Origin of the sequence: Actinocrinis puniceicyclus, assembly GCF_018283645.1 — a bacterium.
GTDB lineage: Bacteria > Actinomycetota > Actinomycetes > Streptomycetales > Catenulisporaceae > Actinocrinis > Actinocrinis puniceicyclus.
Genome location: NZ_JAGSXH010000005.1, coordinates 14,750 through 28,899 on the forward strand (window position 1 = coordinate 14,750; position 14,150 = coordinate 28,899).

Annotated in this window: 9 protein-coding genes; 3 read left to right on the forward strand and 6 right to left on the reverse strand. The window is 73.6% G+C overall.

The genetic code is table 11. From position 1 onward, the window contains the following. Positions 1-254: 254 nt before the first annotated feature. Genes KGA66_RS02470 through KGA66_RS02485 form a run of 4 tightly spaced genes read right to left on the reverse strand, consistent with a single transcriptional unit; the run spans position 255 to position 8,735 of the window. Positions 255-1,664, reverse strand: a complete 1,410-nt coding sequence (locus KGA66_RS02470; RefSeq protein WP_211464009.1) for a TIGR02679 family protein — start codon at positions 1,662-1,664, stop codon at positions 255-257. Beyond that, positions 1,661-5,881 carry a TIGR02680 family protein gene (locus tag KGA66_RS02475; protein ID WP_211464011.1) on the reverse strand — a complete coding sequence of 1,407 codons (4,221 nt, stop codon included), beginning with the start codon at positions 5,879-5,881 and terminating at the stop codon, positions 1,661-1,663. Before KGA66_RS02475 ends, KGA66_RS02470 begins: the two co-directional genes overlap by 4 nt. Next, entirely contained in the window at positions 5,878-7,134 is a 1,257-nt protein-coding gene (locus KGA66_RS02480; protein WP_211464013.1) for a TIGR02678 family protein, read from the reverse strand. The genes KGA66_RS02475 and KGA66_RS02480 overlap by 4 nt, the downstream gene beginning before the upstream one ends. Continuing rightward, positions 7,131-8,735: a TIGR02677 family protein gene (locus KGA66_RS02485; protein WP_211464020.1), complete on the reverse strand. Its 1,605-nt coding sequence runs from the start codon at positions 8,733-8,735 to the stop codon at positions 7,131-7,133. Before KGA66_RS02485 ends, KGA66_RS02480 begins: the two co-directional genes overlap by 4 nt. Positions 8,736-8,869: 134 nt before the next feature. On the opposite strand from KGA66_RS02485, the gene KGA66_RS02490 reads away from it, so the two are divergent. Next, positions 8,870-10,648, forward strand: a complete 1,779-nt coding sequence (locus tag KGA66_RS02490; RefSeq protein ID WP_211464022.1) for a plasmid pRiA4b ORF-3 family protein — start codon at positions 8,870-8,872, stop codon at positions 10,646-10,648. A 36-nt stretch (positions 10,649-10,684) separates the two neighbouring features. On the opposite strand, the gene KGA66_RS02495 is transcribed toward KGA66_RS02490, so the two are convergent. Next, positions 10,685-11,293 (reverse strand): TetR/AcrR family transcriptional regulator, encoded by a 609-nt coding sequence (locus tag KGA66_RS02495; protein ID WP_246506915.1) that lies wholly within the window; start codon positions 11,291-11,293, stop codon positions 10,685-10,687. Positions 11,294-11,376: 83 nt separating this feature from the next. On the opposite strand from KGA66_RS02495, the gene KGA66_RS02500 reads away from it, so the two are divergent. Next, positions 11,377-12,261, forward strand: coding sequence for an NAD(P)H-binding protein (locus KGA66_RS02500; RefSeq protein WP_211464024.1), 885 nt, complete (start codon positions 11,377-11,379; stop codon positions 12,259-12,261). Positions 12,262-12,425: 164 nt separating this feature from the next. On the opposite strand, the gene KGA66_RS02505 is transcribed toward KGA66_RS02500, so the two are convergent. Further along, positions 12,426-13,310 (reverse strand): SDR family oxidoreductase, encoded by an 885-nt coding sequence (locus KGA66_RS02505; RefSeq protein ID WP_211464026.1) that lies wholly within the window; start codon positions 13,308-13,310, stop codon positions 12,426-12,428. A gap of 114 nt (positions 13,311-13,424) precedes the next feature. Between KGA66_RS02505 and KGA66_RS02510 the strand changes: the two genes are divergently transcribed. After that, positions 13,425-14,003 (forward strand): TetR/AcrR family transcriptional regulator, encoded by a 579-nt coding sequence (locus KGA66_RS02510; RefSeq protein ID WP_211464028.1) that lies wholly within the window; start codon positions 13,425-13,427, stop codon positions 14,001-14,003. Positions 14,004-14,150: the final 147 nt, after the last annotated feature.

Sequence of the window (14,150 nt, forward strand, 5' to 3'; positions counted from 1 at the left end):
ACACGCGATCACGCAACTGTCGAACAAAGCGGGGTTACGTACACGATCACCAGGCGCGTCGCCTCGATCCGCCCGCACACGCCGGCTGATCGACAACGACCCCTGATAACGAAGAGTTCGAAGACAGGGGTCCGGGGCGTGCGGTCCGTATACCCTGAGCGCAAGCATGCGTATGGCAGCATTCGAGCGTCATCGGCTCACCCTGGGCCGTGTTTGAGAGGCAGCGCCGGATGCCGGCGCCGGGGGCGTCACGCTCAGAAGTGCGCCGCGGTGTCGAAATCCGAATTCGACCTCTCGGCCGCCGTGACCCGCGCCGGGCCGGCCGTCCCGGGGGCGTCGGATACCGGGAGCCCGACCGGGGCTGCGGCGGCTTGCGCGAGATCGGCGAGAAGGTCGGCGAGGACGAGTTCTTCTTCCACCCGCCGGCCCTCGCGGATCATCGTGGCGGGTAGATCCGTATCCCATGCCGCGGTGGGCACCGCCGACGGCGGAGGCAACGCGCCGGTGCCCGGGTGTTCCTTGAGCGCCGCCCGGTATGCGTCGGTGTCGAAACGCCACGGCAGCCACCCGATCCGGGCGCGCAGTCCCGCGGCGATGCGCAGGCCGCCCCAGTCGAAATCCCCGTGGTAGAGGAGCGTGGCGCCGCCCTGCGCGAGGAGGCTGAGCAGTTTGACGGCGGCGGCGCTCGGCTGCCCGCCGACACAGACCAGCGGCGGGCAGCGGGCGGCGAACCGGTCGGCTGCGGCCGCGACCACGGACGGGTTCTCGCACACGAAGACCCGCGTGCCGGGCGGCAGCGGCCTGGGCGCGTCGCGGGCGAGCTGACGCAGGGTGAGCACGGCGGGCTGCCCGGCCGGGTGCAGTGCGGCCAGCGCTCGGCCGGTCGCGGTCGCGCTGTCGCCCGGCAGGCCGAGGGTGAGCACCTGGCTGGACAGCTCGTCCTTGAGCAGGCCGACCGCGGCCCAGGTCTCCCGCCGCCACTGCGCGCCGTTTCCGTGCGCGCCCCCGGTCAGCGCGCGGGCGGCGCTGAGCGAGAGCGTACTGAGCGGTCTGTCGTCGTCCAGGGCGTGCGCGTCCGCGAGGACGCGAGCGGCGAAGGCGGCGAGCGACTCGTCCTCGGCCGGCAGCGCCGACACGACTTGCGCCAGGTCGGCCAGCATCGCCGCGGCTGTCGTGGGGCTCCCCGAGGACAGGCGCGTGACCAGTCCCTGCGCCCGAAGTGCGGTGAACCACGCCTCCAGCTGCGGTCGGGCGCGTACGGCGGCCGCGAGCGGCGCGAAGGCGTCCTGCCAGGCGCGCTCGCGGGCGGCTTCCGTCTCATGGCGCGGGGTCACCGGGCCGGTGAGCTCGACGACGGCGGCGGCCAGGCCCTCGGGGCAGGCGCCGCTCTCGCGCAGGATCCGGTCGACCGCGGGCAACGGGACGTGGATGGATCGGGCCGGTCGCAGCGCACGGCCCAAGAGTCGTGCGGCGGCGGCTCGTTCGGACTCGCTGGGAGTGCTGTTCGTCACCGGGCCGTCGAGATCCCGGCCGAGTTCCATCCGGCGTCGTGCCCTGTCGACCAGCCATGCCAGGTCCGGGCCGCCGAGGAGTCGCAGGAGGTGGGCGCGGCGCTCGGCGGCCGGGGTCGAGTGCGGCGGCGGGCCGCCGTCGGGCCGGGTCATCGCAGGAGCGGTTCGACGCCGGCCGGCGTCGCGTCGGCGGCCTGAGTGTCCGGGGCGGCGGATCGGGCGGGCAGCAGGGCGCCGGGATCCGCTCCGGGACGCCGTTCCCTCCCGTTCCACTCCCACCGGGTGACCAGCACCGCGGCGACCTCGTCCACCCGGGACAGCTGGGCGATCGCGAGCCCGGGCACCTGCGGGTAGCAGCCCCACTCGCGTTCCGAAGTCATCACCACATCCAGGTCGAAGGCGGCCAGCAGCCCGAGGGACTTGGCCCGCGAGTCGTCGTCGACCCCTGCGAATGCCTCGTCGAGGGTGACCAGGCGCGGGCAGTGCGGGTTGCCTGCGGACGCGTAGTGCGACGAGGCGGCGGCGAACAACGGGATGCTGACGGCCAGCACCCGCTCGCCGCCCGAGGCGGGACCCGTGGCGGACTGCCAGCGGCCGTGCTGGTGGCGTTCGATGGCGAACTCGTGCCAGGAGCGGTAGTCCAGGGCGCGGCCCAGGTGTTCCGCCCAGGTTCCGGTCGGGTCCTCGGCGCGGGCACGCTCGATCTGCCCTTGCAGGAACTCGCCGACGGCGGCGCGGTCGGCGGCGGACCAGGCGTCGGCGCTCTGGCGCAGCAGGCGCTGTCGCGCGGCGGCCAGCCCGGCGGGGGCGTCTTTCGCCGGACGCCACAGCAGCCGCAGCCGCATGCCCGTACTGGTGGGCCGCGACTCCAGCTCGGTGTTCATGGCCAGGACACGACGGTCTGCGGCGGCGATCAACTCGGCCAGGGTGCCGGCCACCTCGGTGATCAGGTGGTTCTCCAGGATCTCCTGTTCGCGCTCGGACAGCAGGCGGCGGCGGTCCGCGATGTCGGTCTCCAGCGCGTCGGCGAGCTGCGGGACCGACTGGGGCCGGCCCTGGAAGACCACGGAGACGACGATGCCGTCCTCGTGCATCTCGGCGCCCGCGCTGTGCCCGTGGCGGGCGAGCGCCTCGGCGAGGTCCTTGAGTTCTTCGGTCGTCCGTTTCTGCACGCGGTCCCACGCGGCGTCCGAGTCGTCGGTGTCGGCCAGTTCCCGCTCGATCGTGCGGGCCAGGCGGATCGCCGGGTCGGGCGCCCAGGGTTGCGCGGGGTCCGGGGTCTCCAGATCCGGAAGGGCGATCGCGAGCAGCCCGGTCACGGTGAAGCGGCGCAGCGCCTCGGTGGCCTCGCGCCGCTCCCGCACGGTTTCTTCGAGGTCTGCTTCGAGCTGGCGGTGCCGCCCGGCCGCCTCGCCGCGGGCCTCGCGCGCGGCGTCCAGCGCCCGGCGGGCCTCGACCTCCCGGTCGCGGCGGGCGCGCTGGGCGGCGGCGACCTCGCCGAGCCGCTGCTGCAGTTCGCTGACGGCGGCGCCGACGGTCGCGGCGAGGGTCTCGTGCCGCGCGTTTGCGGCTTCGCCGTCGGCGGCGGCCTGTTCGGCGCGCTCGCCCATCTGCGCGACGTACTCGGCGGCGCGCTCGCAGCCGGCGCGCTCCTCGGCGAGGGTCCGCCGCGCGGTTCGCAGCTCCCTGATCGCCGGCCACAGCGCGGCCAGGGCCTCGCGGTAGGCGCCGAGGGCGTCGCGGATCGGGCGCTGTGCCTCCGGTTCGGCCGGCAGGTCCAACTCGTCGGCGCCGCGGCGCACCTCGGCCTGGGCGACGTCGGCGTCGGCCTGTTCGCGGGCGCACGCGGCGGCGAGGGCCCCGCGGCGTTCGGCCAGGCGCTGCTGTTCCTCGGCCGCCGCGGCAAGGCGGGCGTGGGCACGGCGCAGGTCGTCTTCGGTGGGGTATGCGGCCACCTGGGCGGCCAGGCGGGCGCGGCGGGCCGCGAGGTCCTGTTCGCGTTCGGCCAGGGCGGCGAGTTCGTGCCCGATACCGGTGAGGATCTCGCCGAGCCTGCCGATGCGGCGGCGACGGGCCTGCTCGCGGGCGCCCTCACCGATGAACTGCGCGGCCGGCTTGGCCCACGCGCCCCGCGCCGGACCGTTGCGGAACCGGCCGTCGGTCGAGATCCAGGTCGCGCAGGTCGGATCGGTGCTCGATTCGGGCTCTGCGACACCGGGTCGCAGCAGCGCGATACCGGCGAGCAGTCGCGCTACGGTCCGCTCGGGGACGGCTGCGGCGCGCGGATCCCCATGGTCGGGGGCGGGCCGCATGAGGTCCGCGAGGGACGGGCCTTCGACGGGCGGGCCGGGCACGAGCAGCACGTCGTGCGTTTCCGCCCCCAGCGCGGTGCCCTCGGGGGTGATCCAGGCGTCGAGCAGTCCGGCGGCTTCGAGGGCCGCCTCGATGCCGGCGCGCTGCTCGGCCGTGGCGCTCTCGGCGAAGTCGGCCAGTCGCCACAGCGGGGCGCCGGACAGGCCCCCTCGCGCCGCCTCGTCGCGGGTGGGCGGCGCGGCCGGCGGCCGTTGCCCGCCGGCCTCCAGCTCGGCCAGTTCGCGCCGGACCTCGTCCTGGCGGGCGCGCGCCTCGGCGAGCGCGGAGTCGAGGGCGGCCCGCTCGGCGGCGTGCGCCGCGGTCGCCTCCCGCGCGGCGGCGTCGACGGCCGCGCGCGCGGGACTGGGGCCGGTCAGGGTGCCGATCCACTCGGCGAGCGCGTCGAGCGCGCCCTGCGTGTCGAGGGGATGGAGTTCGGCGGCCTCGCCGAGGTAGGCGCGCACGCGGTCGGTGTGGCGCGATCCGGCCGTGGCGAGGTCCTCTTCCGCGTCGGCGCGTCGTTCCGCCTGCGCGGCGAGTTGCGCGTCGGCGTCTTCGAGCCGGCGCGCGGCGAGGTCCGCCTTGCCGGCGGCGGCCGCGGCCCGGTCGAGCAGCTCCTCGAGCAGTTCCAGGGACCGGGCGCGCCGGTCGGCCATCTCCTCGGCCGCGCGGCGCAGGTCCTCGGGCGCGACCGGCGGCTCGGCGGCGTCCCGATCGGCTCTCCAGGCGTCCAAGGGCGCTGCGACGCGGTCGGCGTGGCCCTGTTCGATCCGGGCGCGGACCGCGTTCTCTCGCGCGCAGGCGGCGGACCGGTCCAGCTGCGTCTCGGCGCCGCCGAGCCGGGCCGAGGCGGACTCGGCGCGGACCGCCGCGCGGTTGAGTTCTGATTCGGCGCGTTGCAGGTCCGCGGCGGTGCGCCGCGCGGTCTCCTGGGCCGTGCGAGCGTTCTCCGCGGCGTCCGCGAGCGCCTGGGCGCTGCGCATCTCGGGACTCTCGCGCAGCGCGGCGTCCTGCGCGCGCAGCCGCGCCTCCTCCTGGCCGAGTTCCGCCAGCGACCGCTCCCCCGCCTCGATCTGCCGTCCGGCGGCGTCGCGGGCCTGTTCGGTGGCGGACAGCTCAGCGCGCTGCGACTCGTACTTCGAGTGCTGCTGGCGCGGCAGTCTGGCCTTGCGGCGCGCGGCGGCCCGCGCGTAGCGGCGGTAGTGGCCGAGGAAGTCCGCGGCGGCCCGGTGGGCCTCGGCCGTCGCCTGAAGGTTCTCCTTCTCCTCGTCCAGGCTGCGGAACGCCTCGGCCACGTCGGCGAGTACGGCCTGGTCCATCGGGGCGAGCGCCTCGGTCAGCGCCCGGGACAGGGCGCGTTCGTCAGGACGCTTCGACAACTGCGGCTGGCGCAGTTGCACCAGCAGGTCGACCAGGGCCGCGTATCGCTGGTCGCCGAGTCCGAACAGCGCCTGGTCGACGGCCCGGCGGTAGGCGCGCGCCGAGTCGTACACCATCCCGTGGCCGGAGACGGCGTCGGCCAGGCGCTCGCGGCCGATCGCCGACCGGGTGGGATCGAGCAGGTCGAGGCCGCCCTGCGCGGCGGGCGCCCCGATCCGTTGATCGGTGACGAAGAACCAGTGCCGTGCGATACCCCGCCCGGAGACCGCCTTCATCCCGCAGCCCAGGGTGGTGAAGTGCGCGGTCCCGTCCGCGCCGAGGCGGCCGAACTCGATCCAGGCGTAGCCGAGGCGCTCCGGATGCGGGTGGTCGCCGCCGAGCAGCAGGTTCCACTCCATCTTCTTCTTCGGGTCGCCGTCCGGCTCGACCCGGTGCGCGGACAGGTCCCCGTCGAGCAGGAACGGGAGCGTGAGCGCGAGGACCTTGGACTTGCCGGTGCCGTTGTTGCCGCGTAGCAGCAGCCGTCCGTCGTGGAACCAGAACTCTTCGACGTCGTAGTAGAACAGGTCCACCAGTCCGACGCGCAGCGGCTGCCAGCGCTCGCGGTGGGCGGAGGGGAGCGGTCGGTGCGAGGTCATCGGGTGACTGTCCTCTTCAGCGGGTTCTTGGCGGAACGCCGGGGCGCGGCCCGCTGCCCTCGTTCGAGCAGCGTCGCCTCGGCGACCGCGTACCGGGCCAGCGCCGGTCTGGCCAGCACGGCCGGGCGGCCGTCCACCTCGGTGACGGTGACCAGGCCGAGCGCGGACAGGCGGTCCAGCGCCGTGGCGACCAGGGCGGCCTCGGCGCCGGGTTCCTGTGCGCTGCGGCGCCAGAAGCCGGCGTACTCCCCCGCGATCCGGCGCACGTGCGCGGTGAGCTGGAAGACCGGCACGGCGCGCTGCTGCGCGGCGAGGTACTCGGCGACCAGCAGGGTCACGTGCCCGTCAGTGCCCGCCTCGGGCATACGCAGGTCCGTCAGGTCGTCTTCGGGGTCTACCATGGCCAGTCCCTCGGCGCGCGCCTCGGGCACCAAGCCGGTCAGTGCGCTGATCCGCTGGGCGATCTGGCCGCGCTGGGAGGCGAGGTAGGCGCGCTCGGCCTCGGTCAGCTCTTCGTGGTAGACCACCGGGTCGTCGAGCAGCCGCCGGGTGAGCCGGTGCCGCAGCTCCCGGTTCCGCAGGTCGTCGCTGTCCGGCAGGACCTGCGCGTTGAGCGCGGCGAGCCGGTCGGCGAAGCCGGGTGCGGCGACGGTGCTCGGGCCGCGCCGGCAGGCCAGCATGCCGGCCAGGACCCGCCGCTCCACGTCGTAGAGCACGTCGCCCGATTCCTTGAGGAAGGCGTCCTCGTCCCCGGCGACCTTCGCCAGCACGCCCAGGTCCAGCAGCAGCCGCACCACCGCGACCAGGTCGGTGCGCTGCTCGCGCTCGTCGAGGGCGAAGTGCGTCCCGGTCGTGGCGAAGGCGGGATCGGCGCAGGAGAGCACGACCTGCTCGGCCAGCCAGCCGAGGGCGATCTGCGCCTCGGAGCGCTCGAGGACGGCCAGGGCCAGGCAGAGCAGGACGTAGCGGCGCCGGGAGAATTCCAGGCCGGTCTTCGGGTCGAGCGCGGGATGGGTCGGGTCGGCGTCCGAGCCCGGGATCCGGCGCAGCCGTGCCACTTCGGCGTCGACGTACAGCTGCCAGCCGGTGTTGCGTTCGAACCAGGCCCGCAGCTGCGCCGCGTGGGTGCGCACGAGCTTGAAATCGTCGGCGGTCGAGCCCTGGGCGCGCAGCAGCGGGCGACGCAACAGCGCACGCGCCGCGCGGCGCAACTGCTGCTCGCGCTGCGCGGTCAGCGTCTCCTGAAGGCTCACGCGGCCCTGCCTTGCGCGACCGGGTCGATGCGCGCGTCCGACGAATCCGGGTTCTGATCCCAGGAGGCCAGGTCGGTGATCTGCACCAGGTGCTCGGGGCCGCGCAGGACGCCGTCGGCGGTGTGGATCTGCACGATCGGCGCCTGCGGTACGCGGGTCATCCGGATTTCCATCGTTCCGTCGTTGGTCGTCGCGACCAACTGCTCGACTCCCGGCCGCAGCTTCGCCAGCGCGTCGCCGAGCAGCTGGAGGAAGAGCCGGAACGCCTCGGGGTCCAGCTCGCCGAGGTCGGACAGGCGTACCTCGCCGCGCGTGGCCAGCCTCGCGCGGGCGGCCGCCGTCTGCTCGGCCTGCTTGCGCGCCAGCTCGGCCAGACGCTGTTTCGCCTCGCCCCGGTCCTGCACCGCGCGGGCCTTGCCCCGCCGCTCGTACGCGCCGGTGCGCCGCAGTTGAGCGCTGATCCGCAGGCCCGGAGCGTCCTCCCACGAGACCGACGCGGGCACCGGTTCGGCGTCCCAGGCCTCGAGCGTGTCGGGGTCCACGGTCAGGTGGCGGGCGCCGTACAGCCCGAACGCCGAGCGCCACAGCCGATGGCGCGCCTCGTCGTCAGGGGCCTGCGCGAACCACAGGGCCAGCGCCCGGAAGTCCGCCGACCGGTCCGAGCGCCCGGACCTGCGCTCGTTGAGCGCGCGCACCACGCCGAGCAGGTCGGGGATGGCGTGCCGGGCCGCCGACCGCAGCAGCTTGGCCTGCGAGTCGCTGCCCGGGGCGCTCAGGAACCAGGAGCGCAGACCCTCGAACCGCTCCTGCCACCGCGCCTGGGCGTCGGCTGCCGCGCGCTCGGACTGATCCGGCGCGGCGTCCGCCGCCTCGCGCACGGCGACGACGCGCAACAGCGATTCGGCGCGTCCCTCCTCGGCGAGCCGTCCGAGCAGCCCGGCGATCTCCGCGCCGCGGGTGACCAGGTCCTCGATGAACCGTTTGAGATAGTCGATCAATCGGTCCTTGTACGCGAGGAACGCGTCCACGTGCGCGTCGTGCAAGTCGATCGTGCGCTGCAACGAGCCCATGAACGCCCGCGCGTTGTCCGCGAGCCCGGTGAAGCGGTCGACCAGCCCCAGCAGCGTCAGGTGCGCCATCGCCGGGTCCGGGTCGCCCCCGTCGGCGAGCGCGATCAACGCCCGCAGCTGGGTCGCGATGTCCGCGAGCGCCACGGCCTGCAACTCGCCGCGCCGCCCGAGCGCCTCGTCGTAGGCCGTCAGCGCCTCCTCGGCGGCCTCACCTTCGCGGGTGAGCTGATAGATCAGCCGGCGCCGGTAGAAGTCCTCGACCGCGGTGACCCGGCTGGTGTCGGGATCGGCCCGCAGGTTCCCCCAGCGCTCCAGGCTCTCGAGCGCGGCGGCGACCGCGGCCGGCTCCGGTCTGCGCTCGGCCGGCAGCGCGGCGTGCACCTCCTCGGGGCGCAGGTGCACGGTGAAACGGCGCTTGGCCGCCAGAAACGCCGCCATCACCTGCCGGTACAGCGCCGCGTTCGGCGCCGCCAAGTGCGCGAACGGGCCGTAGCCGGCGGCTGGACCGTCTTGATCGATTGTTCCGTACATCCCGGCCATTGTCCCGCATCGCGCGGCCTCGGCGGACGCTTTCCGGAAAGCGGACGCGGCGATTCGTGGCGCGCACCATCGAGTACTAACATCGACCGGTCAACGAGAAGGCCCCATCGGAAGCGGCGATCTACATGAGCTCGGCCGAAGAGACGGATGACAAGACTCCGGGTATCGCCGAGGTCGCCGCGGCGCTGCGTGCGAATCCGGCGGTGGGCCGCCGACTCCAGCCCGCGGTCTTGCTGGCCGGTTGGGTGGGCAGCGGTAGGAAGGTCACGAGCACCGGTGTACCGAAGCCCGCGGACGCCGCAGGGGCTGCCCGCGCCTGCGGGCTCGGCGTCCCGCCCGGGAAGATCACCCGGGCCGCCCGGATCCCGGGTCTGGTCGAGGCTTGGGACCTGGCCCTGGCCACCGGGCTGGTGGAGCTGGCGGCCGACCAGGCACTGCCCGGACCGAATCGCGGCGCGTGGCCGGACGGCCCGGACGAACAAGTCGTCGAGGTCTGGCTCGCGGCGTTCGCCCGGGCCATCGGGCTGGAGGTGGGCGAGGAGGCCGAGCTGATCGCCGGCGACGGCGGGTTGCTCACCCTGAGCGTGCTCGAACTGCTCGGTGCGGGTCCGCGATCCCTCACCGATCTGCGGGCGGAACTGGACGATGCGCTGCGCGGCGACCTCGGGCCGACGATCGCGCTGATCCGCATGTCCGTGCAAGGCGATCCGGAGCGGGTGGCGGTCGGCCATCTGGTCGACTGGGGGCTCGCCGAGTGTGAGGGTGGTCTGGCTTCGCTCAGCGCGCCCGGCGTGTTCGCCCGCCGCGAGCTCGGTCTCGAGCCGGTACGCCAGCTCGATCCCGCGCTCGACGCCGCCGGTCTGCTCGCCGCGCTGGCCGCGGAATCCGAGCTGGGGCCCGAGGCGGCAGAGTCCTGGCTCGCCGCGCGTCCGGCGCGGGCCGCGGCAGAGCAACTGCTCGCCGCCGCGGCCGGAACTGATCCGTTGAGCCGGGTCATGGCGATCGGCTTGGCGCAGAGTCTGGGCCCTGAGGCGGCGCCCGCCTGGAAGAGGGCCGCCCGGCTGCCCGGCGTGGGACCGCACGCGCGCATGTATCTCTATCAAGTCGACAGCGGCGCACAGCCCTCGCCCGGAGACTCGGGATGGATCGCCGCGGATCTCGGGGCGGCCGTAGCGACGCTGGCGGACCGTGGCATCCCGCGCGAGCAGTTCGATGCGCTGATCGACGACGTGTTCGCGGACCTCGGCGGCCAGGAGCGGGCCGATCTCGCCTCCGCGATCCGCGCCAGCGGCCACCCCGGCGCCGCGACCGCGCTCGGACTTCTCGCTGCCGAGGGAGATCCGGCCGGGGCACCGGCGAAACCCGGGTACCAGCTCAAGGTCACGCTGCTGGGGCTGCGACCGCCGGTCTGGCGCCGGATCACGGTTCCGGCCGACACGAGTCTGGCGGCGTTGCATCACGTCATCCAGGCCGCGATGGGCTGGGAGGACTATCACATGCACGTCTTCAACGCGGGGCGCGCGTCGTACGGCCTGCCGGATCGCGAACTCGGTCACCGCGACGCGAAGAAAGTGCCGTTGAGCCGGGTGCTGGGCGGGGTGGGCGATCGGATCGGCTACACCTACGACTTAGGCGACTGCTGGGAACACGAGATCCTCCTGGAGAAGACCGTCGCGACTGTCGGCCGACCCGCTTGCGTGGACGGCCGGCGTCACTGCCCGCCCGAGGACTGCGGCGGGGTGTGGGCTTATCAGGATCTCGTGCAAGCACTCACCGACAAGGACGACGAACGGCACGAAGAGCTGACCGAGTGGATGGAGGAAGCACACGGCCTGACGGATTTCGATCCGGAGTTCTTCGATCCGGCCGAGGCGGACGCGCGCCTGGCCCGTCTGCGCCTGTGACTCCCGCGCCGGGTCGCTGCGGACGGGGTAGTGCTTTCACACTTCCGAAGGGCGCTCGGATCGAGCATCCGGCGGCGCGTCGCCAGGCGAGCCGCCGCGGATGCCCTCAAGCTGGAGCGCTACGTGCCGACGCCAGTTTCCGCTGCCGGCCATGTTCGCCATCGCGCCACGGGTGATGAGGACGAAGTCGTCGGCGCGGAAGTCGGCGCGCAGGCGGCCGGCGGCGACGGCGCGCCGCACGATGCGCTCGACGATCGCCGAGAACGCCGTCTTCTGCTCGTCGATGTCGCCCCAGGTCGGCTCGTGCGGGCCGAGTAGCGCGAAGCGGAAGGCGGCGTCGGGCTCCGCGGACTCCAGGTAGCCGTACAGCAGCGCCTCGAACGCCGCCCAGGGATCCTCGAGCGCCTCGGCGCTCGAGGCGAGACCGGTCATCGCCTCGAACCGGCGGCCGATGATCGCCGCGAGCAGCGCCCGCTTGTCGGCGAAGTGCCGGTACAGGGTCCCGACGCCGAGCCCGGCCCGCTCGGCGATCTCGTCCATCTGCACACCGTCGCCGCGCTGGGCGAACAGTTCGCCGGCCGCGTCGAGGACGCTCTCGCGGTTGCGCCGGGCGTCGGCGCGCAGCGAGCGTTCGGAAGCGGTCATGGCCGGTCCATCGTAGTTGACGGCGCGCCGAGCCCGACAGTAGATTCGGAACCGGAGTTCCGGTTCATCTTAGGGGGTTTCTCATGATCGTCGTCACGACGCCGACCGGGCAGATCGGCGGGCGGTTGGTTCGGCGGCTGCTCGACCGAGGCGGCGCGGTGCGGGTCATCGCCCGCGACGCTTCGCGCCTGCACGGGAGCGTGCGCGAGCAGGTCGAGATCGTCGAGGGCCGCCATGACGATCCGGCCGTGCTCGACAAGGCGCTGTCCGGGGCGGACGCGCTGTTCTGGCTCGTTCCCCCGAACCCGTCCGCGCCGAGCGCCGAGCAGCACTACCTCGCCTTCGCCCGAGCCGGCGCCGCGGCCGTCGCCCGCCATCGGGTCGGCCATGTCGTGGCGGTGTCCAGCGCCGGGCACGGATGGCCGGCTCCGGCGGGCGTGCTGTCCGCGGCTTTCGCCATGGACGCCGAGCTGGCCGCGTCGGGCGCGGCTTACCGGGCGCTGTCGCTTCCCTTCTACATGGAGAACCTGCTCGGTCAGCTCGACGCGATCGTCGAGCGCGGCGTGTTCCGGTTGACCTGCGCGGGCGATCGGCCGCTCGCCTTGATCGCGACGCGTGACATCGCCGGCGCCGCCGCCGACCTGCTCACCGACCTGTCCTGGTCCGGGCAGGAGAGCCTGCCGGTCTTCGGGCCGGACCGGCTCACCCCCGACGCCATGGCCGAGGTCATCGGCGAAGAACTCGGCCGGCCGGTCGCCTACAGCCGCATGGCCATGGACGACTTCGCGGCGATGCTGCGCTCCGGTGGGGCGGGCGATCGGGCGGTCAAGGAGCGGACCGAGATGTTCGCCGCGCAGGACGCGGGTATCTACGAGGCGGACTGGTCGATCGCGACGATCGCGGCGACGGACTTTCGGACCTGGTGCCGGGAGGTGCTCAAGCCCGCCGCGCGCGCCGAGGCGTCGTGACTCAAACCCCTGGTTCACGGCCGCGAATTGAGTTCCCGGCCCGAGTTCCCGGCCGCAGCACCCTGACCTGAAACCCCGATCAGGCACCGTGTCAGCGCTCAGAGAGTGGCCGGGACGCCGCGAAGCCGCGAAGGTGCGGCGGTTGTCGTCGGCCCGCCGCAGGATCAGCCCTCGGTGAAGTAGTGGCCCTGCTCAAGGTCGGCGATCAAGCCGGGCTGGACCGGCTCCCACGCAAGCAGCTGTCGGGTCTGCGTGTTGGGCATCGTCAGGTCGACCGTGACGAAGGGGAAGCCCTTGAAGTGGTCGGCGGCCCGTTCGGCCGGGACGCTGACCGCCGGCACGTCCAGGCGGCGCGCGATGGTCTCGGCGATCTCGCGCACGGTGATTCCCTCCTCGGCCGCGGCGGGCAACTGCGCGCCGGCCGGGGCCTTCTCCAACGCCAGGACGAAGAGGCGCGCGACGTCCAGCGTGTGGCCGGCGGGCCAGCGGTTGGCGCCGTCGCCGACGTAACCGGACACGCCCGCGTCGCGGGCGATCTTGATCAGGATGGGAATGAAACCGTGCCTGTCCTGCGAACTGTGGGTGACCGGCGGGACGCCGACGAGGATGGCGCGTATGTCGCGTTCGGCGAACCCGAGGATCGTGTGAGCGACCGCTGAGCGCGGGTTGGCGCTGATCGCCGCGTCGCGGCGGGCGTCGCCGGTGCGCGCCAGGCCGACGCCGATGAAGGTCTTCCCGGCGCCGGCCAGAGCGTCGCCGAAGGCGCGCACCACACCGTGGTCGGCTTCCACGGCGTCGGCGAACCGCCCGGCCGCGATGCTGCCGTGGTCGAACGCGAGGTGGATGACCGCGTCCGCATCGGCGGCGGCTTTGCCCAAGTCGTCCGGATCGCGCAGGTCGCCGCGGCGCGCCTCGGCGCCGAGGGCCTCGACGGCTGCGGCCGAGGCGTCCGATCGGGCGAGGCCGACGACCTGGTGGCCGGCCTGGAGCAGTTCGGGTACCACAGCAGAGCCGATGTGGCCGCTGGCACCGGTGACGAAGACACGCATGGACATCTCCCTCGAATCGCTCGCCCCGTCCGCACGGGGCAAAGTGATGTGACTTGGTAACGTCACCACCGTAGCAGTGCCACGTTACCAAGTCACATCACTATGCTTGTCCTCATGAGTCGCTGGGAGCCGAACACGCGGGAGCGACTCGTGCGCGCGGCGCTCGATCTGTTCGTCGAGCAGGGCTACGAGGCGACCACCGTCAACCAGATCGCCGAGCGGGCCGGCGGGCTGACCAAGACCACCTTCTTCCGATACTTCCCCGACAAGCGTGAGGTGCTTTTCGCCGCCGGGCAGCAGATCCACGCCCGCGTGCTGGCCGACGCGATCGCCGCGGCGCCCGACCCGGCCACGCCGCTGCAGATCGTCGCCACCGCGCTCGACGCCCTGGCCGCCACCTTCACCGACGAGCGGCGCGAGTTCAGCGCGCGACTGCGAGACGTCATCGCCGGAAACGGCGAACTGCGCGAGCGCGCCGCGCTCAAACGCGCCGCGCTCGCCGACGCCACGGCCGAGGCCCTGCGCAAACGTGGCGTGACGGATCCCTCGGCGAGCCTGGCAGCCGAACTGGGCGTGCGCGCCTTCTACTGCGCCTACGACCGGTGGGCCGAGCCGACCAACCATCAGTCCCTCGCCGAGATCACCCGGCGGGAACTCGACGAACTGCGTGGCGCGATCGCCACGCTCAGCTGAACCTGGCCCGCCGGCGCCCGATCAGCCGGGCCGCGAACTGCGCACTGACCCCGACATGAGGCCTGATCGTTGTGCCCCAGCCGATAGCGGCGCAGGTATTCACGCTGCGCCAAACCACCTCACGCCGCGTCATGCTGTTTCAAGGTT